Here is a 23,212-nt window from a genome sequence, read left to right as displayed (position 1 = left end):
GTTCAGAGAGGCCTCCCGCTAGATGGGGTATTCATAGAAATGCATAAACCACCGGCGGCGGAACACGGCGGCATGGTCACTGAAACGGGTACGTCCGTGAGCGTCGACGGAAAGACGGCGGTCGTCATCGGCGGGACGCGAGGAATCGGTCGAGCGATCGCGCTCGGATTCGCCGAGGACGGCGCGGACGTCGTGGCGACGAGCCGGTCACGGGACGCCGTCGAGGACGTGACGGCGGAACTCCGCGAGCGCGGCGCGGCGACGACGGCGGTCACGTGCGACGTGACCGACACCGAATCGATCGAGACGCTCCGGGACGCGACGATCAAGGAGGCCGGAGACGTCGACGTTCTCGTCAACTCGGCGGGGACGGTCGCCCAGTCCCCCGTAACGGAGATGAGCGACGAGGAGTGGCAGCGGGACATCGACGTCTGCCTCACCGGGGTCTTTCGGGCGTGCCGCACGTTCGGCCGGACGATGGACGACGGCAGCATCATCAACGTCTCCTCGATGTCGGCCGATCAGGCCCGGGAGGAGCGCGCGGCCTACTGCGCCGCGAAGAGCGGCGTCAACGGGCTGACCCGCGCGGTGTCCGCGGACCTCGCACCGGATGTCCGCGTGAACGCCATCGCTCCCGGGTTCGTCAAAACGGAGATGGCCGGGCCGAAACTGGAGGAGGGGTCGGCGTTCCGCGAGACCGTCGACGAACGCACGCCGATGGGCCGCGTCGCCACGCCCGACGAGATGGTCGGCACGGCTATCTACCTCGCCAGCGACGCCGCGTCGTTCACGACGGGCGAGGTCGTCACGGTCGACGGCGGCTACGACGACAGCGCACAGTAGTCTCTTACAGCCCGTAGAGCTCCTTCGGTCGGTCGTACGCCACGTGCTCGACGAGCCGCTCGGCGTTGTCGGAGGGGATCCGTCCCCGCTCGACCAGCTCGCCGACGACGGTCGCGAGCGTTCGGCGGAACATCTCGAACCGAGAGCCGTAGGAGACGAGCTTCCGGGAGTCGCTGACCATCCCGGCGTAGTTGGCGAGCAGGTCGACGGCCGCGACCCGCTCGAGCTGGTTCTCGATCCCGAGCGGGCTGTCGTTGAACCACCACGCCGGCCCGATGCTCACGGTGGGGTAGGAGCGGGCGACGACCGTCGCGCTCGGGTAGTGGGTCGGATCGAGGGTGTAGAGGACGATCTCCATCTCCCCGTCGAAGGCGTCGAGAAAGTGATCGAGTCCCGCGACCAGGTCGACATCCTGCGTCGAGACGTCGCCGCCCGCGTTCGGCCCGACGTCCTCGGAGAGGGAGTCTCGGTAGTCGCGAACCGCGCCGACGTGAAGCTGGGTCACCCAGCCGGCCTCGCTGTTCAGTTCGCCGATGAACTCCAGCAGGAACGCCTTGAAGTCGCGGATCTCTTCTTCCTCGAGGCTCGCGCCGCGCCGCGCTTTCGCGTAGATCTCGCCGGCTCGCTCCTCGCTGACCGGCCTCGAGACCGGATCGGTTCCCATCCCGATGTCGCACGCGACGCAGCCGTGGTCGACGAAGTAATCGTGGCTCTCCGCGAGGGCCTCGAGGAACCCCTCGAAGCGATCGACGTCACCGTCGGTCACGGCGTAGAGCTCCGAGACGAACGTCGACCACTCGGGGGTCTCGACCTTCAGCGCCCGATCCGGCCGCCAGGTGGGGCGGATATCGACGCCGTCGACCGCAGTCTCGGCCCGCTCGTGGTACTCGAGTCGCGACGTCGGGTCGTCGCTGCTACAGAGGACTTCGACGTTCATCTCGCGGATCACCGCCTGCGGCCGCATTTCCGGTTCGGCGAGTTGGCGCTTCGTCTCCGCCCAGATGTCGTCGGCGGTGTCCGCGTTCAGGGGCTTCTCGATGCCGAATCGGCGCTGCAGGTCGAGGTGGACCCAGTCGTAGGTGGGGTTGCCCGCGAAGTCCGGGAATACCGCGGCGAGCGCGTTCCACTTCTCGCGGTTGTCGGCGTCGCCGGTGATCTTTTCCTCGGGGACGCCGCGCTTGCGCATGAGCTGCCAGACGTAGTGATCGGTCGCGCCCTCGACTTCCCAGACGTCGCTCCAGGGCTCGTTTTCGACGACCTCCTCGAGGTCGATGTGGTTGTGCGGGTCGACGACTGGAAGGTCGGCGATGGCGTCGTAGAGTTCCACAGCGGCTTCCGAATCGAGCAGATACCGCTCGTCCATGAATCCCATGGGCGACTCTGTTTCGAGAGCGGCAATAAAACCTCGGAACGGGACCGCCGCCGGCGCGTTCAGGAGCGCGTCTGCTCGAGCAGCCCTTTCATGTATCCGACAGCGAACAGCCGGCCCATGTCGGTGTAGCCGGCCTGAGTCTCCTCGCGGTCGCCCTCATCGAGCATCTTCGGGACGTGATCGGGACGGATCGGACCGTCGAATTCGACGTCGCGGTAGGCTTCCATCGCCGCGAGCATGTCGGTCTGTCCCTCCTCGTGCCACGTCTCGACGAACTCCTCGGCGGTCCCCTCCACGTCGCGGAAGTGGACGAAGTGGATCCGGTCGCCGAAGCGCCGGATCGTCTCGGGGACGTCCGCGCCCATCGCCGAGACGTTCCCCTGGCAGAACGTCAGCCCGTGATTCGGACTCTCGTAAAGGTCCAGAACCCGTTGGACGTTCTCGACGGAATTGACGAGTCGGGGGACCCCGCGGACGGACGCCACGGGCGGGTCGTCGGGGTGGAGCGCGAGGTCGACGCCGGCCTCCTCGGCGACGGGAACGATCTCGTCGAGGAAGTACTCGAGGTTCTCCCACAGTTCCGCCTCGGTGACGTCGACCGGGTACTCCGGCGCGCGTTCGGACTGCTCGTGGTCGTAAGCGGTGGTCCGGGAGTCGCCCCGCAGCGGGACGGCGTCGGACGTGCGGATCACGCCGACCGGGTTCTCCGTCCACACCCAGGAGTAGACGTCGATACCGACCCGCCCCATGTTCCGGAGCAACTGTTTGACCGTCTCGATCTCCTCGTCGCGACCCTCCCGGCCCAGCACCGTCTTCGTCATCGGCGGGCGGTCCTCGACGACCTCGAGCGACAACCCGTGGTCCGCGAACCGGTTCCGAGTCCGGAGTAGCGAGTCGAACGTCCACCACTCGTCTTCGCCCCAGAAGCGGACGACGGCCGTCGACAATCCGAGCTGTTTGGCGTGCGTCCACCGCCGGTCGGGAGACGGCGGGAGCATCAGCGTCGTGTTCACACGTTCCCTTCGGAAAGCCCGATAATAGTTGTTGTGCGACGCATCGCCGATTGAGCGGCACGATTACCAGCGGTAAACCGAGCGATAATCCGGGGGGACGACCGCGCGAACGGCGCATTCCGGTACCTGTCCCTCACTATTAAATAGCAAGCTGTGGAACAATTCAGGTGCGGTAACAGTACCCATGTCAGAGAAGTTTCCCAGCGACGAGAAGAGACGACGGACCGTCCTGAAATCGCTCGGCGTCCTCGGCGTTTCGGCGGCGGCCGCCGGCCCCGCCGTAACGGCACAGGAATCGGCCGACTCAGCCACGGACTACCATAAGGCGCTCCGGGACGAACTCACCGCCTCGAGTCGCCAACAGAAACAACTCCCGGCGGGGTCGTACGTCTACGGAACGACGGAGGAGGCGGCGATCGGCGCGTTCTCGCTCGAAGGTGGCGGGACGGAGACGGAGATTCAGGTCGACACGGACGCCGTCCCGATCACGAAAGCCGAACGCCTCGAGATTCCCGGGGGAGCCGAGGACCCGGCGGAGTACGCGTATCGCGGAGAGATCACCGACCGGTCGTTCGACGAGGGAGACCTACTCCTGGCCGTCGCGTACGTGCGAAGCGAGTCCGACGATGCCGAAGCGAACGCGGCGTTCGGGTATCGAAACGCGGCGTCAGACGGGGCCACCGCGTCCAGCGACAACTTCGTCCAACGCGGCGCGGCTATCGAGCCGAGCGGCGAGTGGATGCGATACTTCTTCCCCATCGAGATCGGCGCGAGACCGAACGGCTCGGACCAGGTTCCGGCGCTCGAGTTCCACACCGGCTACGCCGAGCAGACGATCGAGTTCGGCGGGATCGCGCTGTTCGATTACGGCGAGTCGGACGTTTCGTTCGAGACGCTCCCGCCGTATTACTACGAGGGGCGGGCCGAGGACGCAGAGTGGCGCGAGGATGCTCGCGACCGCATCGAGGAGATTCGGAAGACGAACATCGAGGTGGAGGTGCGCAACCCCGGTGGACAGCCGATGGACGGTGCGACGGTCGACCTCGAGATGACCGACCACGAGTTCGACTTCGGCAGCGCCGTCTCCGTCGAACACGTCACCGGCGAGGGCGAGGACGACGAGATCTACCGGGAGACGTTCCTCGAGAACTTCAACAGGGCCGTCGTCGAGAACGGGCTGAAGTATCCCGCCTGGGAGGGCGTCTGGGATATCGACAACGACGCGACCAGGGCGACGCTCGACTGGCTCAACGAGCGCGACATCCCCACGCGCGGCCACTACCTCCTGTGGGAGGAGTATAGCGATGCCGGGGGCGGGGGCATGAACGTCGACCCCGACCAGTCCGCTGCGGAGATCGAGGCGGAGATTTCGGGGAAGATCGAAGCCCACGCCACCGAGTTCGTGGGGCAGGTCTCCGACTGGGACATGCACAACCACCCGATCTGGCAGTCCAATTTCCGCGACGGCGACGAGTTGGGATGGGACGCCGTCGACCGCTGGTGGTCGGTCGCCGACGAGGCCACGGACGCCGGGCTCTACACCAACGAGATGGGTGCCATCGGCGGCCAGTGGCAGCGGAGTCAGTACCACGACTACGTCTCCTACTTAGTCGAGAACGACTACCCGATCGACGGGATCGGATTCATGGGCCACCACCAGCAGCGGTACAACCAGATGCTCGACGTCCAGGACATGATCGCCGGCTTCGATCAGTTCGCTGAGTTCGGGCTCCCGCTCCTCGTCACCGAGTTCGACATCGAGATTTTCGACCGGCGAAACGCTCAGGACGTCGCGGTCCAGGCGGACTACCTTCGGGACTTCCTCACGGTGGCGTTTAGCAAGGAAGCCGTGGAAGGCGTCCTCTCGTGGGGCTTCTGGGCGGACGACCACTGGCGGCCGACAGGTGCCTACTACGACTCCGACTGGAGCCTGCGGGCACACGGCGAGCAGTTCCTGGAACTCGTCTTCGAGGAGTGGTGGACCGACGAGACCGGCGAGACCGACGACGACGGCGTCTACGGCACGCGCGGCTTCAAGGGTAGCTACACGGTCACCGCCGAAAAGGGAGCGCTGTCCGGCGAGACGACCGTCACCGTCGACGACGAGACGGGATCGGTGACGGTCGAGCTCACTCCGCCGGGGAAGGGCGACGAGGGCTCGAAGGGAAAGGACGCGAAGGAGTGCAACTGATCGTCGCCTGACGTTCGGTCACTGGACTCTCCCTCGAGGCGGACGGAGGTTCGAAAACGGTCGACCGCTCCGCGACTTTCTCCGGCGATCGACGATGCCGACTGTCGCGATACGACGGCTGTGCCCCGCAAACGCGTTTCGTCGCTCGCCGCAACTGCACCGGCTGTCCGCCGAACGAAGCGTCTCGCGAAGCGCGCTGCTCCGTCCGCCGATCGCTGTGAGAAACGATGACCGTCACCGCTGGCGGGGCGAGACAGCGTGGTCAGTTCATCGATACCGTCACGTACCCGGGGAAGTTTAGGATGAGCCGCTGGGTCGTGTCGCCGAATACGGCCTTTCCAGCCGGGGACCGTGGCTGTCCGAGGGTGAAGAGATGGTCGCAACCGTGTTTCTCGGCGAGGTCGATGATGCGATTGGCTTCGAGCTCGTCGGTGACATCAGTCACGACGGACCACGCCACATCGATGTCCTCGAGGGCCTCATCGGCGATCTGTTCGGCGATCTGTTCGGCGACGCCGATCGCATCCTCGTCGCTGTAATCCTTGTTCTCGATGCGACCGATCTGATCGAGGCTCGAGACCGATTCCTCGAACTGCGCCTCGCTGAGGGGTGAGTAGAGGATCAGGTCGGCGTCCGCGCCGGTCGCGTACGCTGCGGCTTCGCGGAGCAAGTCACGATCGCCATCGCGGTCGTTGAGTACGACTAATGCGTCTTCCATGGAGTGTGTCACGTCCTCATCCCGTATAATACTAGGCTCGTCTGAGGATCGATAGGGGCCCGTTCGACCGACGCTGCCGGTCTCCGGTGCGGGTAGTTCACTAGACTTTTGCTGATTGCGGCGAACTACCTACCATGTCGGTACGCGAGTACTTGGAAACCGTGCGGGAACGCGACTGGGCGGAACTGGAATCGGGCACGCTTCGTCTCGCCGTGGTCGGACTCGGTTGGTGGACGCGCGAACAGGCGATCCCCGCTATCGAAGCGTCGGACTTCTGCGAGACGACCGCGGTCGTCAGCAGCACCCGCGAGAAGGGCGCGGACGTCGCAGCGACGACGCCGAGCGTCGAGGTCGCACTCACGTACGACGAGTTCGTCGACGGCGACTCGGTCGACGAGTACGACGCCGTCTACATCTGTACGCCAAACGCGCTTCACCTGCCGTACGCGGCGGCGGCCGCCGAGCACGGGAAAGCGGTTCTCTGCGAGAAACCGCTCGAGGCGACGGCCGAACGCGCCGAGGAACTCGTCGCGGTCACCGAAGACGTCCCCCTGATGGTCGCCTACCGGATGCAGACCGATCCGGGGGTCCGGCGGATGCGCGAACTCGTCGCCGACGGCGAGATCGGCGATCCGGTGGCCGTCCACGGGCACATGGGCCAGCAGATGCTCGACGTCGTCTCCGGCGACCCCGACCAGTGGCGGCTCGAACCCGACCTCGCGGGGTACGGCGCGACGGTGATGGACCTCGGTATCTACCCGCTCAACACCGCCCGATTCGTCCTCGACGCCGACCCCGCGAGCGTGACCGCACAGATGCGCTCCGACGACGAGGCGTTCCGGGAGGTGCCCGACCAGCACGCAACCTTCACGATCGAGTTCGACGACGGAACGTTCGCCGCCTGCACGGCGAGCCAGCACGCCTCCCTCTCGGGGCACCTCCGGGTCGTCGGTACCGAGGGTGAACTGATACTCGAGCCGACGTTCCTCGGCGAGTCGCCCCAGACGGTGACCCTCCGGACGGACGGCCGAGAACTGCAACTCGACGACGGTCGGCGCGACGTGTTCGGCGACGAGATGACCGAGGAGTTCGACTACTTCGCGGACCGCGTCCTCCGAACGGAACCGATCTCGCCCGACGGCGACCACGCGCTCGTCGATATGCGAACGCTCGCGGCGATCTACGAGGCGGCCGAGACCGGAAGCAACGTGTCGGTTCAGTAGGTGAAGCGAATCAAATCGGGCTCTCCGACCACAGCAGTCGCTACCGTCCGCCGGTAGCCGGCTCGTTCTCTCCCTGTTGCTCGAGGATCTCCACGAGTCGGTTCGCGAACTCGACGGTTCGCCTGGGAAGCCCGTAGCGTTCGGTTCCCATATCGTACTCGCGGAGCTCGGACACCGTTTCTTCGGTGTAGGGCAGCGTCGTCACCGTCTCGCGAACGTCGATCTCGAGCACGCCGTCGTCGGTTTCCAGCCACGGCTGCGTCCGCTGTTTCTGGTCGTACTCGATCGAGTGCGTCTCGTCACCGATCGCGTCGACGACGTCGTCGATCGCACCGATTTCGATCCGGTCGTTTTCGGCGGCGAGGAAGAGCGTTCCATCGACGGAATCGGGCTCGTAGCGTGTCATTAGTGGGACGTACGGCCGCTCGCGTAATAATAGTGGTGTCGCCGGTCGGCCACCCTCGAGAACGAGGGGATTCGATTGAACGCGAGGGAACGGCGCGTCTCAGTGCTCCGCGAGTTCTTCGCGCGTCTCGACGGCCCCTTCGAGGGGTTCGCTGTCCCAGTACTCGTGATTCGGATCCTCGCGGAAGCAGGCGGCCTTTCCGTCCCCGTCGGAGACCTCCTGCAGGTCCGGGTGCTCCTCGCGACAGGCCTCGCGAGCGACGGGACACCGCGTGTGGAACCGACAGCCCGAGGGTGGATCGACCGGGTTCGGAACGTCGACCTCTCTGAGCGGCGGCTCGCTGGCCTCCATCGAATCGAGGTCGAGGTCCGGCGTCGCCCATCGGAGTACTTCGGTGTACGGATGGCGCGGATCGTGGATGAGGCGCTCGGCGGTGCCGATCTCCACGATCTCGCCCAGGTACATGACGGCGATTCGGCCGTCGCCGTGTTCGGCGAAGTACCGCGCGTTCGAGAGGTCGTGTGAGATGAAGAGGAACGACGTTTCGAACTCCTCTTGCAGTTCCAGCATCAGGTCCATGATCTCGATACGTAACGAGACGTCGACCGCGCTGATGGCCTCGTCGGCGAGGATCGCGTCCGGATTCATCAGCAGTGCGCGAGCGAGCGCGACGCGTTGCTTCTCGCCGCCCGAGAGCTGGTGGGGGTACCGATCGAGGAACTCGTCGGCCGGGGCCATGCCGATGCGCTCGAGCAGGGAGTGCATCCGACTCCGGCGCTCGGTCCGGTTGATGTTCGGATGGGTGTGTCTGAGCGGCTCCGAGAGGATGTCGACGATGCGTCGGTTGGGGTTGAGCGCGCTCCCCGGATCCTGGTGGATGATCTGGAGCGCCGACCGGATCTCGTCGTACGGAATATCGCCGCCACCCTTTTTGGCTTCCCAGATATCCTGGCCGCGATACTCGATCGCGCCGCCGGTCGGCTCCTGAAGGCCGATCATCGTCTTCCCCAGCGTGGTCTTCCCGCAGCCGCTCTCACCGAGGAGACAGACGAGGTCCTGTTCCTCGATATCGAGCGAGACGCCGTCGACCGCTCGGACGACGCGGGGGTCTTCGGTGAAGCGCTCGAGCAGTCCCTGTTCTTCCTCGAAGTGGACCTCGATGTCGTTGAGCGAGAGGAGCGGCGTCTCGACCGGCTCCTCGTGGCGTGTTTTCGCGATCGGTTCCGCCGTCTCGGCGGAAGCGGCGTTCTCGAAGTCGTCGCTCGTCTTGCCGAAATTGAGCTCGATCTCGTCGCGGGCTTGCTCCCAGTGGTGACACGCCGACCGATGAGCGGTGTCGTCCGCGTCGACCGAGGCTAGCGGCGGATCGTCCGTCCGACACTTTTCCGTCGCGAGCGGACACCGCGGTTCGAACCGGCAACCAGACGGAAGGTTCACCGGAGCGGGACCTTCGCCCGGGATCGGCTGCATCTCCGCCAGCGGCGCATCGATGTTCGGCGTCGCGTTCAACAGCTTTCGCGTGTACGGATGCGCCGAGTTACCGATGATCTCGTCGCGCGGCCCGATCTCGGCGAACTGGAACGCGTAAATGATCGCCATCCGGTCGGCAAGCGACGCGACCAGCGGCAGGTCGTGGGTGATGAAGACGATCGTCAGGTCGTACTCGCTCTGCAAGTCGTCGAGTAACGTCAGGATCGACCGCTGCATCAGCAAGTCGAGCGCGGCCGTCGGCTCGTCCATCACCAGCACTTCCGGATCCAGAACCATACTCAACGCGATCAGGGCCCGCTGTTGCATCCCGCCGGAGAGCTCGTGGGGATACGCGTCGAGGACCCGCTCCGGCTCGAGATAGAGGTTTTCGAGGAGTTCACGGGCGAACTCGAGTCCCTCCGAGACGTTCTTGTCGTGGGCCTTGAGCGTCTCCGTGAAGTGGGCCCCGACCTTCATCGTCGGGTTGAACGAACTCATCGCGCCCTGGAACACCATCGACACCTCTTCCCAGCGGAACTGTCGGAGTTCCTCGTCGCTCAACTCGAGGAGGTCGACCGACGAACCGTCCTGGCGGTTGTACGTGATCTGCCCGGAGAGGACGCCGGGATCGGGAATGGCATCGAGCAGTGCGGAGGCGAACATCGACTTCCCGCTTCCGCTCTCGCCGACGATACCGAGGACTTCGTTTCGCTCGATGCTGACGTTGACGTTCTCGAGGACGCGCGTTTTGCCCTCGTTGTAGGTAACGCTCGTGTTTCGGACCTCGAAGATCGGATCTTCGACGGCCTCCTGTGATACGACTCGATTGCTGGATGTGCTGTCGGTAGCCATTATATCATCTCCGTCGTCGTGTCGGTTTCCTCCTCCTTGGTGGACTCGGATTCCCCGGTGAGACGGGTACGGACGCGGGGGTTGAAGATCCGGTCCATCCCCTGACTCAGCAGGACGAGCCCGAAGGCCAGCCCGACGATGGCGACCATCGGGACGAGGAGCCAGTGGAAGGCGCCCATCGAGAACAGGCCACCTTGCTCGTACCCGTAATTCAATGTAACGCCCCAGTTCTGTCCCGTGTACGGCAACACGCCGATGAAGTACAGACCGACGGACGCGAAGATCGTGTAGCGTGCGGCGAGCACGAAGTTGACCATCACGTACGGCATGATGTTCGGCAGCACGTCCTTGATGATGATGCGTATCGAACCCGTCCCCATCGTACGGGACGCTTCGATGTAGCTCTCCTCCCGGATCGAGAGGACCTGTGACCGGATCGATCGACCCAGCCCGGCCCAGTAGTTGATCGTCAGGACGACCCCGAGGAGAATCGGATTCTCCGGACTCAGTGCGAGCGCCAGAACGATGACGAGCGGGAGACCCGGGATCGCCATGAAGAAGTCGGAGATCGCCGTGATGACGGTGTCTATCGTGCCGCCCTTGTACCCCGAGACGGTGCCCACGATGACTGCGAGAGTGGTCGCCCACACCCCACCCGCGAGCACCATCAGGAGGATGAACGGCGTCGAGTCGATGATCAGGGCCAGCAGATCGACTCCCGAACGGGTCGTCCCGAGCGGATACGCCATGTTCTCGAACGGACTGAGTAACGCCTCCTCGGCCTGATTCGGACTGGCATCGCGCCAGAGGCCGAGCAGGTCGACGACCGCCATGAGGAGGTAGACGCTCAGGATGAGAACCCCGATCCGCGTTCGTCTGTCGGACCACGCGACGGCGGCGGGCGCGTAAATCTTCTGTTCGTAGAACTCGTTCAGGCGGTCGCGGCGACTCATCTCGACGTCCGACGTCTCCGAACGCCAGTCGATGCCGTCGGCAGTAGTATCGGGTTCAGTACTCATCTGACTCACCTACACTGATACGCGGATCGATCAGCCCGTACGTCATGTCCGCGATGTAAACCCCGACGACGAGCGTCACCGTAATGACCAGGAAACACCCCATCATCAGCGGATAATCTCTCGCATGGAGCGCATCAATCATCCGGAAGCCGAGACCGGGGTACGAGAAAATCTCCTCGAGCACGACTGTCCCCCCGAGACGGAACCCGATCATCAGGAGGAGCCCCGTATACATCGGGAGGATAGCGTTCTTGGCGACGTACCGAGTGGCGATCCGGCTGTCGGAAAGCCCACGCAGTCTGGCGACTTCGACGTACTCCTCGCCGAGCACCTGAATGCCGTTCCCGCGCATGTTGAGGGCCGTCGATCCGACCCCACCGAGCGTAAACGCCAGAATCGGGAGGGCAGCGTGGTAGAGCACGCTCGAGAAGTACAGGAGGGGCTGCGAGGCGTCGAGGCCTCGCTCGACGGCGTTCCCGGTCGGGAACCAGCGGAGTTGGTACGCCAAGAAAAACAGGAAGACCACGGCGAAGATGTAGTAGGGGACCGACATCAGGAGAATCGATCCGCCCGATGCGATCTGGTCGAACCGCGAGCCTTCCCAGTACGCCTGGATCGAGCCGAGCAACACGCCGATGACGAACATCAGTATCGTGGACGTCACGACGAGGAAGACGGTCCAGGGGAGCGCTTGAGCCACCAGGTCTATGACGGGTTCGTTCCTCGAGATCGACTGCCCCAGATCTAACTGGACGACGCCGATCATGTAGTCGATGTACTGTTGCCAGAGCGGTGCATCAGGTCTGATGTTCTGCAGTGCCTCGATACGCGCGTCGACCTGATCGGCGGGGACTCCCTGCTGAAGGAGCCGGAGCCGTAACTGCGTGAACGGACCGCCGGGAAGCAGCCGGATCAGGCCGAAGGTGAGCGTCGTCACTGCGAGAATAGTCAACGGAATTTGCAACGTCCGTTTAAGGTAATAGTTCATTTTGAATGATGATAAAAACGGAATCGTGTCGCCGGATCACCCGTCGTACTGTAGTTCGCCCTCGTGGGGCCACCAGAACTGCGGCCACTTGACCTGTCTATTGGGGCTGTCCTCGTCGGCGATCGACCACTCGTCGTCAGTCACCCAGGATTGCTCGTGTTTGGACACGAGCCCGAGGAAGGGAAGTTCGATGTGGTTGTGCCACGCCGCCTCCTGGACGTACGACCGTGCCTCGTCGTCGTTCGGTTGCCGTGCGATCTGATCGACCGTCTCGAGCGGAGTGATCGACATCTCTCCGCCGTCTCTGTCGGGAATCGTCTGTTCGGTTTGTGCCTTCTCCCGGTAGTTGTGGCCGCCGCCGATCTCCTCTTCCCACAGCTGGTAGCGCAGCGGGAAGTACGGGAACGACGACCGCGATCCGCCAGGGAGCCAGTAAAGGCTCCCCATCGCGAAGTTGCTGTTGGAGTACTGATTGAACCAGTCGTTCGTCGGGACCGTGTTCATCGAGAGGTCGAAACCGAAGTCGTTCAGCTGGCTCATGACGGTATTGGTCATGGTCGTCCAGTCCGTCCACCCCGAGGGTGAGTTGTAGTCCCCACCGATGGTGTCACCGCTGGAGTCCTGCCAGGTTCCGCCTTCAAGCGTATATCCGGCGTCCTCGAGCAGCTGGGTCGCCTCGTCGGTCTGACTCTCGTCGGCGCCGTAGGTCTCGAAGTCGTCCTGCCAGTCGTCGAGCCAGTACTCCTGGTCCTTGGGTGCGATACCGCAGGGCGACGGCGTCACGAACTTCGACCGCGGACCGGCGTTGTCGACGAGCTTCTGTCGGTTGATGACGTGTGCGACCGCCTGTCGGACCGCTCGCTGTCCGAAGTGGGGATCGTCGTGATTGAACACGATTCCATAGCCCCACTTGGCCGGGATCTGGACCTCGACGACGTGGTCCGGGAACTGATCGACGGTATCCGGCGGTACGAACAGGCTCGGAGAGGCGTCGGCGTCCTCTCCCGACATAAGCGCCTGATGCTGGGCGGTGTTCCCGTCATAGCTCTCGATCATGAACTTCTCGATGTTGACGTTGTCGGCGTTGTAGAACTCGGGATTCTGTTCGAACTCGAACGCCTGTCGGTCCTTGCTCACGAACGAGAACGGCCCACTGGCAACGGGGTCCTCCCACGCCCACTGGAGGAATTCCGACACGTCCTGATCCAGGAACTGTTCGTGGACGTCCGCTTTCGTATCGACGAAGAAATTCGTGAGTTCGAACTGGATGATTCGCGGGTTCGTCGGCCCGGAGAGCAACAGGCGCGCGGTCTTCTCGTCGACGATCTCGTAGTCATCGAGATATCCCCAGATCGAGCTACCGGACATCTCCGCCAACTGGAGTTGAACGTCGAGGTCGTCGGTCGTCCAGTCGTCTCCGTCGTCCCACTTCAGATCGTCGCGGAACGTCAGCGTCACTTCCTGTTCTTCGACCTGTAGGTCCTCGAGCGCCCCGGTAAGGAACTCGTCTTCACTGAACGAGTACTTCAGGAACGGAGCGAATACCGATCGCCCCGCGGGCCAGCGGTAGTTCTGTACGCCCGACGTGTTGAAGTGAAGATCGGCCGGATTGCCAGTGTACGCGTTGACGAACGTGCCGTCCTCCGATCCACCACCCAAACAGCCAGCGAGCGCGGCCGCCCCTGACGCTCCTGCCACCGTTAACATTTTTCGGCGACTAATCGCATCGCTGTAGTCACCGGGACTGCTATCTGTTCCCATACACGTGAACGATAACCATAGTTGGTAATAAATATTATGATGTGGAGTTGGTATGATTCGTCTCCGAGAGCGACTTTCGCTGTTGCACCGCTTCCGTTCTCTCGGAGGACACGCTGGAACCGGAAGCGAACGATCCACGGCCTGACGGCTGATCGACCACTATCGTTTTACCGGTCGCCGACGACGACTCGACCATCCCTCGATGAATCAGTACGACGATTGCTGGCTTCGGTACGAGCGAGTGGCGAGCGAAAGACGACTCGAGTCCTACCAACACCGGTGTAGACACGCGTACGTTGCCGAAAAGTCACCCGAGTGCGGCGCGATCCGGGACGAACTCCGACGGGCACTGCCCGGGCTTCTCGGAGCGGACCCTCACTTCTGGCAGCATCCACCGACGACGGTCGACGGATTCCTCGCCATCGGCACGCCGGACGACATGGCGATGATCGCCGAGTCGGTTCCGGGTGACGACATCGCCGACCTCGAGGACGGGGGCTACCTCATTCGGTCGGTCACGTGGAACGGCGCGGACTGCCTCGTCGTCACTGCCCCCACCGATCGGGGACTGGTGTACGGAACGTTCCACCTCCTCCGGCTGCTCAGCACTAGAAAGCCGATCGACGACCTCGACGTGCGCGAGGAGCCAGCGTACGCGAACCGATTGCTCAACCAGTGGGACACGCCGTTCCATCGCTCGGTCGAACGGGGGTACGCCGGCGAGTCGATCTTCGACTGGGAACGACTTCCCGACCTCCGGTCGCGATACGAGGATTACGCCCGCCTACTGGCCTCCGTCGGAATCAACGGTATCGTCCTCAACAACGTCAACACGACGAAGCCACAGCGAACGAGTGCGAACGCCGCGTTCGACGCGTTCGAAGGATGGCAACTGCTCGAGTCGCGTCGTCTCGAGGACCTCACCGGGCTCGCGTCGCTGTTTCGCCGGTACGGCATCCAGCCGTACCTCTCGGTCAACTTCGCAGCGCCGATGCTCGTCGGCGACCTCGACACCGCCGACCCGCTCGACGAGGCGGTCCGGGAATGGTGGCGAGAGAAAGCCGACGAGATCTACGATCTGGTTCCGGACTTCGGCGGCTTTCTCGTCAAGGCTGACTCGGAGGGCCAACCCGGCCCCTACGACTACGACCGCGATCACGTGGACGGCGCGAACGCGATCGCGCAGGCGCTCGAGCCACACGGCGGGCGCGTCTGGTGGCGCGCCTTCGTCTACGGCTCGCACGAGGACCGGGCGGTACAGGCCTACGACACGTTCGAACCGCTCGACGGCGAGTTCGCCGAGAACGTCACCGTCCAGATCAAGAACGGGCCAATCGACTTCCAGCCCCGCGAGCCCGTGTCGACGCTGTTCGGCGCGATGCCGGAGACGGACCTCGGGCTCGAGTTACAGATCGCGCAGGAGTACACCGGACAGGGCGTCCACGCGACATACCACCTCCCGATGTGGACGGAGATCTTCGAGTTCGACACGCACGCCGACGGCGAGGGGACGCCGGTGAGTTCGCTCTTCCGCGGCGACGGGGAGGGCGTCGTCGGCGTCGGCAACGTCGGAGAGGACTACAACTGGACGGGCCACTACCTCGCCCAGGCGAACCTCTACGCCTTCGGCCGCGCGGCCTGGGACCCCGACCGCTCCGCCGAGGCGATCACCCGCGAGTGGGTCCGACTGACGTTCGGTTCCGACGAGGACGTCGTCGACACCGTCACCGAGATCCTCCACGACTCGTGGGAGGCCTGCATCGACTACGAGACCGGCGGCCTCGGGCTCATGCACATGATGCACAACGGCGAGGAGTACCTCGAGAACCACTACTACCCGTCGCCCGAGGAGTGGCCCGGTTACCACGGCGCGAGCGAGGACGGGATCGGCGTCGACCGAACCGAGAGCGGGAGCGGCTACGTCACGCAGTATCGCGATCCGGTCGCCGAGCGCTACGGCTCCGTCGAGACCTGCCCCGAGGAGTTGCTTCTCTTCTTCCACCACCTCCCCTGGGACCACGAACTCGCGGACGGAACGACCGTCGTCCAGCGGCTCTACGACAACTGCTTCGCGGGCGTCGAGGAGATTAAACGGCTTCGAGACCAGTGGCGCTCGCTCGAGGGACGCGTCGACGAGCGGCGATACCGCCACGTCGCCGAGCGGTTCGACGAACAGGTCGCACAGGCCGAGCGGTGGCGGGACGTGCTCACCACGTACTTCCGCGAGTACTCGGGCATCCCCGACGAGCGAGGGCGGGCTCGAGACGAGTAGTTCGGGTCCGCGCTGCGATCACCGATAAATTTTTCACGCGTGTTCGCTACTCACACACCATGTCGAAAACGTCGACGCTGCTCGACCTCATCGCCGCTCAGCGCGAGCAGATGAAGGTCATCATCGCCCTGCTGATCATCTCGGGGCTCCTCCTCGCGCTCTCGGCCGCGTTCGTCGGGCCCGGTGACCAGGCGTATCCCATCCTCATCATCGATATCGTTCTCGTGGTCGGCGCGTTCGTTTTCTTCAGCGGCGCGTACTGGTACTGCACGAAACGCGAGATGAACGAATAAATCGGCTCGCTCGAAGCCGGTTCTCGATGCGGTCCAGAATGACGACGCGTTCGCGATGTTCGTGAGAAGTCGTGATTACGACGCGTTAGCGAGGAAGTTCGCGGTCTCGTCTGCGAGTTCTCGAACGTCCTGGTTGGCGTCCGTCGCAGCCACGTCCCGGAGTTTCGGTACGGCGGCGTCGTCACCGAGGTGACCGAGCGCTCGAACGGTACGCGCACGCACGACGACGCTGTCGTCGTCGAGACGGTCGATCAGACGGTCGCTCACCGGGGCGACGACCGCCGGCTTCGCCGCCGCTAGTTGGGCGAGCGCGTCGATCGCGGCGCCAGAGATGGACGGATACGCGTCGTCCAGCAGCGCGACGAGCGCATCGACGTCGTCGAACGCCGACCGGGGTTCCGATTCGATGGCGGCAACGACGACGTTACTCAGCGTTTGGCGGGCGGAGATTCGCCGCCTGCGCTCTTCGTTCTCGTGATCCTGTATCGTGCGCCGAGTCACCTCGTCGGTTACCACGTCGCTGCGGTCTTCGCCCTGCGGATCGGGCTCGGTGACTCGAATGCCCTCGAGCAACTGGCGAACGAACGGCGCGACGAGCTCGGGGCGCTCGACGGCGAGCGTGGCGAGGACGTTCGAGCCGGTCAGCTGTACGTCCACGATATCGGCGCCAGCGGTGTCGACGAGGTCAGTCAGCCGCCCCTCGAGCGCTTCCGGATCGCGTTCGGCGACGGTCTTGAGGACGGTAATCGCGCGCAGTGCGACCGGGGAGGAATCGTCGTTGGCGAGCGACGCGACCTCGTCGAGGACCGGTCGCACGGCGTCGACTCCCTCCGCGGCGAGCGTTTCACAGACGTCGACGCCTCGCTGTCGGACTAGCGGATCCGATGACGAGAGCGAGGCGCGTATCTCCGCGTCGTCGATGTCGTCCAGGGCTATCGACTCGGGATCGAGTCCGTCGAGCGGCACCGATGAATCCATCGCCATAACGGGGTGATACGCGCCGACCGATAAATACGTGTGGGTTATGCTACCAGACGGCCCGATAGGTCCCTCGACCGTCCGGGTCGTTACTCGACGTTCGCGACGTCAGTCTCGGTGAAGTACGTTCGGCCGGTCCGCGGTACTTCCTTCGTCCCGGTCACCTCGAAGGAGGCAGTCGTGACCACCTCGGCGGCCGAGTGGCCGACGCGGAACTCGTAGGGTCCCTCTTCGACAGTCAGGTCGAAGTCCCGGTCGTGGTAAGCGAGTTGCGAGGCGTCGACCTCGAAACGGACTCGTTTCGTCTCGCCCGGCTCGAGGGAGACGCGTTCGAACCCGACGAGTTCCTGTACCGGACGGGCCTGATCGGGATTCTCGGCGCTCGCGTACAGCTGAACGACGTCGTCGCCCGCGGTGTCGCCGGTGTTTTCGACGGTCACAGCTGCGGTGATCGTCCCTGCCGGCGGGAGCTCGTCGGCCGACAGCGAGAGGTCGCCGTACTCGAAGTCGGTGTAGCTCAGGCCGTGACCGAAGGGGTAGAGCGGAGCGCTCTCCGTGTAGACGTACTCCTCGTTCGCGGTGTTGGGCTTCCGATTGTAGTGGACCGGGAGCTGCCCGATCGTGCGCGGGATGGAGACGGGCAGGTGGCCACAGGGGTTGTGTTCGCCGAACAGGGTGGCGGCGACGCCCTCGCCGCCGCGTTCGCCGGGGAGCCACGCCTGTACGACGGCCGGGACCGCTTCTGCGACCCACTCGAGGGAGTGGGGCTTGCCGCTCACGACGACGACCACGACCGGCGTCCCCGTCTCGTGCACGCGTTCGACGAGGTCGCGCTGGACGCCGGGGAGCCCCAGATCGACCACGTCACAGCCCTCGCCGCTGGTGGCGACGCTGGGCTTGTTGATCCGTTCTTTATCCGATTCCGAGAAGTCGACGGCGGAGCGTGCGCCGACGAACGCGAGGGCGACGTCCGCATCCGCGGCGGCGTCCGCAGCCGCCTCGAACTCCTCCGTCTCGGGACCGGTCGTCGTACAGCCCCGCTCGTAGCGGACCTCGAACCCGTACTCGTCGCTTCGGTCGTGGACGGCATCAAGCGGCGTCGTCGCCTCGAGTTCGACCTCCTCCTCGGGGTAGTGGGCTGGATAGGCGTAGTCGCCCATGAGTTCCTGCGCGTCGTCGGCTTTCGGGCCGACGACCGCGACGGAGTCGGTCTCCTCGCCGACGAGGGGGAGCAACTCGTCCTCGTTTTTCAGGAGCGTCATCGACTCGCGGGCGGCGCGCTCGGTGACCGCTCTGGCCTCGTCGGTGCCAAACGGCTTCGCAGCCGTATCTGGATCGACCGTCGAGTCGTCGAGGAGTCCCTTCTGGGCCTTCGCGCTGAGAACGCGACGAGCCGCCTCGGTGACCGTCTCCTCGGCGAGTTCGCCGGCCTCGACGGCCTCGACGAGGTGCTCGCCGTAGTAGTCCGTGTACGGGAGTTCGACGTCGATGCCGGCCTCGACCGCCTGGACGCCGGCCTCGCGTTTCGTGTCCGCCGTACCGTGTTCGGTCACGAGGTGGCGAACGCTGTAGTAGTCGGAGACGACGGTCCCGTCGAATCCCCACTCGCCGCGGAGGACGTCGGTCAGGAGCCACTCGTCGCTGGCACAGGGGATCCCGTCGATGTCGTGATAGGCGTTCATCACCGACTCGGCGTTCGCCGTGCGGACGACCGCTTCGAAGGGGAACAGATGCGTCTCGCGGAGTTCGCGCCGTCCGAGGTTGACCGAGCTCCGGTTCTTCCCGCCCGCGCCGGCGCCGTGGGCGACGAAGTGCTTGAGCGTCGCGGTGACGCCGTCGCCGTCGGCCTGCAGTCCCTCGACGTAGCTACGTGCCATCGCCGCGACCAGATAGGGATCTTCGCCGAACGTCTCCTCGACGCGCCCCCACCGGAGGTCGCGGGCGACGTCGAGGACCGGAGAGAGCGCGTGTGCGGTGCCGATGGCCTCCAACTGGTCGCGGATGGTGTCGGTGACCGACTCGAGGAGTTCGGGAGACCACGTGCTCGCCATCCCGATCATCTGTGGGAACGTCGTCCCCTCCGGACCCATGTACCCGCTGAGACACTCTTCGTGAGGGACCGCGGGAATCCCGAGTCGCGTCTCGTCTCGGAGATACGCCTGGAGTTCGTTCGTCCGTTCGGCCGCTTCGGTCGGGGAGAGACTCCCCTCGCCACCGATACGGGTCAGGTGGCCGATACCGTTCGAAAGGTGCTCGTCGACGGCTTCCTCGTCGAGTTCCCCATTTTCATCTACGAGTTTGTCAGCGTTTACGGAGCCGAGCTGCGCCGCCGTCTCCTCGAGCGTCATCTCCTCGAGGAGGGCCGCGACGCGCCGCTCGGTCGGCGTCCCGCTGACGCCACGGTCTGAACTAGCTTGCATCGTCTCTACTCTCCCAAGCCAATGGCTTAATAATTCGGACTCGACTCGCTCCGATGGGTCGGTGCGGTCGAACGGATCGCTATCCGGAGTCGTCCCGGGAGCCGAGTAGCCGATAACCGGACGCTCGGAGTCGTCTGGTTGCATTTTGCGCGGTATTCATCACTGTCGCATCCGTCGCCCGTGTACCGTTAGTCTCCGCTGTCGGACGGTTTTCCACCGCCGAATTGAGTATCATTCCTGCTAACCGGCTGTTCATCTATGAAAAACACGATTTCACTATCGTTGAGGCGGTAGTATCGGCTCCCGTCGATTGAGAGGCGGTCGCATACCACGAGACACCGTTCCTCGAGCGGATCCCCGAGCAGGCAGTTTCAGGCTGCTACTATTTCCGTCCGTGATTGCTGAACGGGACCTGCCTCAATCCAGCACCCGTCACAGGGCGTCACATTGCCGTTGACGCATAATCTCGCCCTCCCAACCCGTCCGTTTTACCGCAGAGCCGTTTCGGCCGCCGCGGGATGTTCTTACAATCGTATCCCTGTAAATACTGCCCAGAATATGGGATGTTGTCGCTTACTGTTCGCCATTAGATAACGCCAGTCCGTTCTTGAGAAACGGTGGCTGACGCTCCGTTGGATTCGGTTCCGGGGTGGCGCTCGCCGCACTCGACGATCACTCTCGAGTAGCGGCGGATCGGCGGCACCGAAAAATCGCGTCGCGTCGGAATCGCACTCGAGCGGCAGTCGATCCCTCAGTAGTTGTCGTAAACCGTCTTGGAGATGCTGTAGAAGTCGAGTCCGGCGTCGCCCTGCTCGCGGTAGGTCTCGCTCGAGGAGTCCTTCATGCCGCCGAAGGGCACGTGAAGCTCGAGGCCGGTCGTCTTCTCGTTGATCTTGACGACGCCGGCGTCGACCTCCTCGACGAAGCGGTTCGCCTCGGTGTGGTCGTCGGTGACGACGCTCGCCGAGAGCCCGTAGTCGACGTCGTTGGCGACGTGAATCGCCTCGTCGTAGCTGCTGACGGGAATGATCGCGAGCACCGGGCCGAAGACCTCCTCCTGGGCGATGCGCATCTCGGAGTCGACGTCCGAGAAGACCGCGGGCTCGACGAAGTAGCCCTCGTGGTCGAGCGCCGACCCGCCGAACTCGAGAGTCGCGCCCTCTTCCTGAGCGATGTCGACGTACTCGAGCGTGCTCTCGAGTTCCGACTCGCTGACGTGGGGGCCCATACCGGGATCGTCGAGCCCGTGACCGTGGTCGATCGCGTCGGCGCGGTCGACGACGGCATCGACGAACTCGTCGTAGACGTCCTCGTGGACGATCGCACGCGAGGCGGCCGTACACGCCTGCCCGGTGACGCCGAACGCGCCGTTGGCGACGATCTCGGCCGCTTCCTCGACGTCCGCGCTGTCGCTGACGACCGTCGGATTCTTGCCGCCCATCTCGAGCTGGACGCGCTTGCCATCCTCGGTCGCCGTGTCGTAGACGGTGTTGCCGACCGCCGTGCTGCCGGTGAAGGAAACGGCGTCGACGGCCTCGTGACTGGCGATTGTGCCGCCGACCTCGCTGCCGGGGCCGGTGACGATGTTCAGGACGCCGGCGGGGAGGCCCGCTTCCTCGAGCGCGTCGGCCATCTCGTGGACGACGCCGGGTGCGATCGACGCGGGCTTGATGACGACGGCGTTACCCGCGGCCAGCGCCGGTGCGAGCTTCCAGGCCGGAATCGCGATGGGGTAGTTCCACGGCGTGATGAGGCCCGCGACGCCGAGGGGCTCGGTCTTCGTGTAGAGGTTCGTATCGCGCGCGCTCGAGCTCTTGACCGTGCCGCCGAGATCGCTCGCCTTCGCGCCGTAGTAGTGGAAGATGTCGATCGCGCGCTGTACCTCGCCGCCGGCCTCGCTTCGGGTCTTGCCCTCCTCGCGGACGAGCAGTTCGGTCAGTTCGTCCTTGCGCTGGTCGAGCAGCGAACCGGCCGTCGCGAGGATTCGACCGCGCTCGGGACCGGGCGTCGATCCCCACTCGTCGCTCGCGTCGCGCGCCGCTTCGACCGCTCGCTGGGCGTCCTCGCTATCGGACTGCGGGTAGCTCGCGATGACTTCTGCGGGGTTCGCGGGATCGGTCGTTTCGAACGTCTCGCCGGTGTGAGATTCGGTCCACTCGCCGCTAACGTAGTTCAGCCGCTGGTCTGTCATACGTCTACCCGATAACGCCGTCCGCTCATAATTCTTGCCGTTCCGACGCTTCCGGGCCGATCAAATCGTCCGGGGACGAGACATTTATAATGGATTAGGTAGTTGATGCCTGCATGCGGTATCAACGCCTATCGACTGGCGACCAGCATAGACTCATCGCTGTCGACGACGAGACAGCGTACGATCTGACTGCCGTGAAACCACGACTGGATAGCTTCGGGGAGCTCGCAGCCGCGGCGGATATCGCGGCCCTCGAGATCGACGAGATGGCGAGCGAGCTCACGGGCGAGGCCCCGACCGTCCCTCTCGACTCGCTTACCGACGGCACGCTCCCGCTCGTTCCCCAGGAAGTCTGGGCGGCGGGCGTCACCTACGAGATCAGCGAGGAGGCGCGCGAGGCCGAAAGCGGGATGCCGGAGATGTACCTCCACGCGTACGAGGCCGAACGGCCCGAGATCTTCTTCAAAGCCACGCCGAGCCGAACGGTCGGTCCCGGTGAGGCGGTCGGGATCCGATCGGATTCCGCGTGGGACGTTCCCGAACCGGAGCTCGGCATCGTCCTCTACGACGGTTCGATCGTCGGCTACACGATCGGCAACGACATGAGCAGCCGAGAGATCGAGGGCGAGAACCCGCTGTATCTGCCCCAGGCGAAGATGTACGAACGCTGCTGTTCGATCGGTCCTTGCGTCGCCTCCGCCGCCGAGGTCGGCGATCCCCACGAGCTAACGATGGCGATGGAAATCACTCGAGATGACGAGGTCCTCTACGAGGGCGAGACCTCGATCGGCAACATGGCCCGCACCTGCGACGAACTCGTCGAGTACTGGCGTGACCACGACATCGTTCCCGAACTCGGCGTCCTGCTTACCGGCACCTCGCTGGTTCCGGACGACGGCTTCACGCTCCAGCCCGACGACGAGGTCCGTATCACGATCGACGAAATCGGCGAACTCACGAACCCCGTCATCGAAGTCTGATCGATATCGACGGCCCAGGGATGCGATCCATCCGGGGGAGCCACTCCAGCGAAGATTTTTTCGGAGACGGTGATGACGGCGTCTCGCGATCGGAAATCTCTCTCAGCACGTTCGTTGTCGCACCGTCGAGAGCCGATTGCCGCGATCGTACCGGATGAGAAGAATCGGGTGGGACAGACCGTCTATGGGACGGGACGACCGCTTATACCGGGCGGGATCGTC

Annotated in this window: 17 protein-coding genes; 6 read left to right on the top strand and 11 right to left on the bottom strand. The window is 64.4% G+C overall.

Features of this window, described 5'->3' with window-relative positions:
* Positions 1 to 72: 72 nt before the first annotated feature.
* Entirely contained in the window at positions 73 to 843 is a 771-nt protein-coding gene (locus AC0QDI_RS03200; protein ID WP_474665161.1) for an SDR family NAD(P)-dependent oxidoreductase, read from the top strand.
* Between the two features lie 4 nt (positions 844 to 847).
* Here the strand turns inward: AC0QDI_RS03200 and uxaC are convergent, their stop codons facing one another.
* Both uxaC and AC0QDI_RS03190 read right to left on the bottom strand, forming a co-directional pair.
* Positions 848 to 2,215: a glucuronate isomerase gene (uxaC, locus tag AC0QDI_RS03195; RefSeq protein WP_474665159.1), complete on the bottom strand. Its 1,368-nt coding sequence runs from the start codon at positions 2,213 to 2,215 to the stop codon at positions 848 to 850.
* A 59-nt stretch (positions 2,216 to 2,274) separates the two neighbouring features.
* Complete coding sequence (locus tag AC0QDI_RS03190; protein WP_474665657.1) at positions 2,275 to 3,213, bottom strand: mannonate dehydratase; 939 nt, start codon at positions 3,211 to 3,213, stop codon at positions 2,275 to 2,277.
* A gap of 199 nt (positions 3,214 to 3,412) precedes the next feature.
* Here AC0QDI_RS03190 and AC0QDI_RS03185 point away from each other — a divergent pair, with 199 nt between their 5' ends.
* Positions 3,413 to 5,419 (top strand): endo-1,4-beta-xylanase, encoded by a 2,007-nt coding sequence (locus tag AC0QDI_RS03185; protein WP_474665157.1) that lies wholly within the window; start codon positions 3,413 to 3,415, stop codon positions 5,417 to 5,419.
* A gap of 262 nt (positions 5,420 to 5,681) precedes the next feature.
* Here AC0QDI_RS03185 and AC0QDI_RS03180 read toward each other — a convergent pair whose 3' ends face one another.
* Positions 5,682 to 6,137 (bottom strand): universal stress protein, encoded by a 456-nt coding sequence (locus AC0QDI_RS03180; protein WP_474665155.1) that lies wholly within the window; start codon positions 6,135 to 6,137, stop codon positions 5,682 to 5,684.
* 134 nt (positions 6,138 to 6,271) lie between these two features.
* Here AC0QDI_RS03180 and gfo6 point away from each other — a divergent pair, with 134 nt between their 5' ends.
* Positions 6,272 to 7,360: a D-xylose 1-dehydrogenase Gfo6 gene (gene gfo6, locus AC0QDI_RS03175; RefSeq protein WP_474665153.1), complete on the top strand. Its 1,089-nt coding sequence runs from the start codon at positions 6,272 to 6,274 to the stop codon at positions 7,358 to 7,360.
* A gap of 40 nt (positions 7,361 to 7,400) precedes the next feature.
* Here gfo6 and AC0QDI_RS03170 read toward each other — a convergent pair whose 3' ends face one another.
* From AC0QDI_RS03170 to AC0QDI_RS03150, 5 genes are all read right to left on the bottom strand, one after another.
* Entirely contained in the window at positions 7,401 to 7,766 is a 366-nt protein-coding gene (locus AC0QDI_RS03170; protein ID WP_474665151.1) for a hypothetical protein, read from the bottom strand.
* A gap of 99 nt (positions 7,767 to 7,865) precedes the next feature.
* Positions 7,866 to 10,088, bottom strand: coding sequence for an ABC transporter ATP-binding protein (locus AC0QDI_RS03165; RefSeq protein ID WP_474665149.1), 2,223 nt, complete (start codon positions 10,086 to 10,088; stop codon positions 7,866 to 7,868).
* Positions 10,088 to 11,107, bottom strand: coding sequence for an ABC transporter permease (locus AC0QDI_RS03160; RefSeq protein WP_474665147.1), 1,020 nt, complete (start codon positions 11,105 to 11,107; stop codon positions 10,088 to 10,090). The genes AC0QDI_RS03165 and AC0QDI_RS03160 overlap by 1 nt, the downstream gene beginning before the upstream one ends.
* Entirely contained in the window at positions 11,097 to 12,095 is a 999-nt protein-coding gene (locus AC0QDI_RS03155; RefSeq protein ID WP_474665145.1) for an ABC transporter permease, read from the bottom strand. Before AC0QDI_RS03155 ends, AC0QDI_RS03160 begins: the two co-directional genes overlap by 11 nt.
* Positions 12,096 to 12,131: 36 nt before the next feature.
* On the bottom strand, positions 12,132 to 13,802 hold the full coding sequence (locus AC0QDI_RS03150) for an ABC transporter substrate-binding protein (RefSeq protein ID WP_474665655.1): 1,671 nt from the start codon (positions 13,800 to 13,802) through the stop codon (positions 12,132 to 12,134).
* Between the two features lie 256 nt (positions 13,803 to 14,058).
* Here AC0QDI_RS03150 and AC0QDI_RS03145 point away from each other — a divergent pair, with 256 nt between their 5' ends.
* Positions 14,059 to 16,128, top strand: coding sequence for an alpha-glucuronidase family glycosyl hydrolase (locus AC0QDI_RS03145; RefSeq protein ID WP_474665143.1), 2,070 nt, complete (start codon positions 14,059 to 14,061; stop codon positions 16,126 to 16,128).
* 59 nt (positions 16,129 to 16,187) lie between these two features.
* The gene (locus tag AC0QDI_RS03140) at positions 16,188 to 16,421 is read left to right on the top strand and encodes a hypothetical protein (RefSeq protein WP_474665141.1); all 234 of its coding nucleotides are present in this window, start codon (positions 16,188 to 16,190) and stop codon (positions 16,419 to 16,421) included.
* A gap of 75 nt (positions 16,422 to 16,496) precedes the next feature.
* On the opposite strand, the gene AC0QDI_RS03135 is transcribed toward AC0QDI_RS03140, so the two are convergent.
* From AC0QDI_RS03135 to xacF, 3 genes are all read right to left on the bottom strand, one after another.
* The gene (locus tag AC0QDI_RS03135; protein ID WP_474665139.1) at positions 16,497 to 17,405 is read right to left on the bottom strand and encodes a HEAT repeat domain-containing protein; all 909 of its coding nucleotides are present in this window, start codon (positions 17,403 to 17,405) and stop codon (positions 16,497 to 16,499) included.
* Between the two features lie 83 nt (positions 17,406 to 17,488).
* The gene (locus AC0QDI_RS03130) at positions 17,489 to 19,819 is read right to left on the bottom strand and encodes a glycoside hydrolase family 3 N-terminal domain-containing protein (protein WP_474665137.1); all 2,331 of its coding nucleotides are present in this window, start codon (positions 19,817 to 19,819) and stop codon (positions 17,489 to 17,491) included.
* Positions 19,820 to 20,570: 751 nt separating this feature from the next.
* On the bottom strand, positions 20,571 to 22,010 hold the full coding sequence (gene xacF / locus AC0QDI_RS03125; protein ID WP_474665135.1) for a 2,5-dioxovalerate dehydrogenase: 1,440 nt from the start codon (positions 22,008 to 22,010) through the stop codon (positions 20,571 to 20,573).
* Positions 22,011 to 22,123: 113 nt separating this feature from the next.
* On the opposite strand from xacF, the gene AC0QDI_RS03120 reads away from it, so the two are divergent.
* Positions 22,124 to 22,990 carry a fumarylacetoacetate hydrolase family protein gene (locus AC0QDI_RS03120; protein ID WP_474665133.1) on the top strand — a complete coding sequence of 289 codons (867 nt, stop codon included), beginning with the start codon at positions 22,124 to 22,126 and terminating at the stop codon, positions 22,988 to 22,990.
* Positions 22,991 to 23,212: the final 222 nt, after the last annotated feature.

Source organism: Natrinema sp. LJW11 (assembly GCF_056135975.1).
Note: the sequence above shows the minus strand (reverse complement) of the source record. Positions and strands in the feature narration are given on the sequence as shown.

Excerpts from the sequence above, each read along its gene's own strand:
- AC0QDI_RS03135 (WP_474665139.1), bottom strand. The coding sequence starts at position 17,405 with ATGGCGATGGATTCATCGGTGCCGCTCGACGGACTCGATCCCGAGTCG.
- AC0QDI_RS03190 (WP_474665657.1), bottom strand. The coding sequence starts at position 3,213 with ATGCTCCCGCCGTCTCCCGACCGGCGGTGGACGCACGCCAAACAGCTC.
- AC0QDI_RS03140 (WP_474665141.1), top strand. The coding sequence starts at position 16,188 with ATGTCGAAAACGTCGACGCTGCTCGACCTCATCGCCGCTCAGCGCGAG.
- xacF (WP_474665135.1), bottom strand. The coding sequence starts at position 22,010 with ATGACAGACCAGCGGCTGAACTACGTTAGCGGCGAGTGGACCGAATCT.
- AC0QDI_RS03145 (WP_474665143.1), top strand. The coding sequence starts at position 14,059 with ATGAATCAGTACGACGATTGCTGGCTTCGGTACGAGCGAGTGGCGAGC.
- AC0QDI_RS03160 (WP_474665147.1), bottom strand. The coding sequence starts at position 11,107 with ATGAGTACTGAACCCGATACTACTGCCGACGGCATCGACTGGCGTTCG.
- AC0QDI_RS03180 (WP_474665155.1), bottom strand. The coding sequence starts at position 6,137 with ATGGAAGACGCATTAGTCGTACTCAACGACCGCGATGGCGATCGTGAC.
- AC0QDI_RS03155 (WP_474665145.1), bottom strand. The coding sequence starts at position 12,095 with ATGAACTATTACCTTAAACGGACGTTGCAAATTCCGTTGACTATTCTC.
- AC0QDI_RS03170 (WP_474665151.1), bottom strand. The coding sequence starts at position 7,766 with ATGACACGCTACGAGCCCGATTCCGTCGATGGAACGCTCTTCCTCGCC.
- AC0QDI_RS03130 (WP_474665137.1), bottom strand. The coding sequence starts at position 19,819 with ATGCAAGCTAGTTCAGACCGTGGCGTCAGCGGGACGCCGACCGAGCGG.
- uxaC (WP_474665159.1), bottom strand. The coding sequence starts at position 2,215 with ATGGGATTCATGGACGAGCGGTATCTGCTCGATTCGGAAGCCGCTGTG.
- AC0QDI_RS03185 (WP_474665157.1), top strand. The coding sequence starts at position 3,413 with ATGTCAGAGAAGTTTCCCAGCGACGAGAAGAGACGACGGACCGTCCTG.
- gfo6 (WP_474665153.1), top strand. The coding sequence starts at position 6,272 with ATGTCGGTACGCGAGTACTTGGAAACCGTGCGGGAACGCGACTGGGCG.
- AC0QDI_RS03120 (WP_474665133.1), top strand. The coding sequence starts at position 22,124 with ATGCGGTATCAACGCCTATCGACTGGCGACCAGCATAGACTCATCGCT.
- AC0QDI_RS03165 (WP_474665149.1), bottom strand. The coding sequence starts at position 10,088 with ATGGCTACCGACAGCACATCCAGCAATCGAGTCGTATCACAGGAGGCC.
- AC0QDI_RS03200 (WP_474665161.1), top strand. The coding sequence starts at position 73 with ATGGTCACTGAAACGGGTACGTCCGTGAGCGTCGACGGAAAGACGGCG.
- AC0QDI_RS03150 (WP_474665655.1), bottom strand. The coding sequence starts at position 13,802 with ATGTTAACGGTGGCAGGAGCGTCAGGGGCGGCCGCGCTCGCTGGCTGT.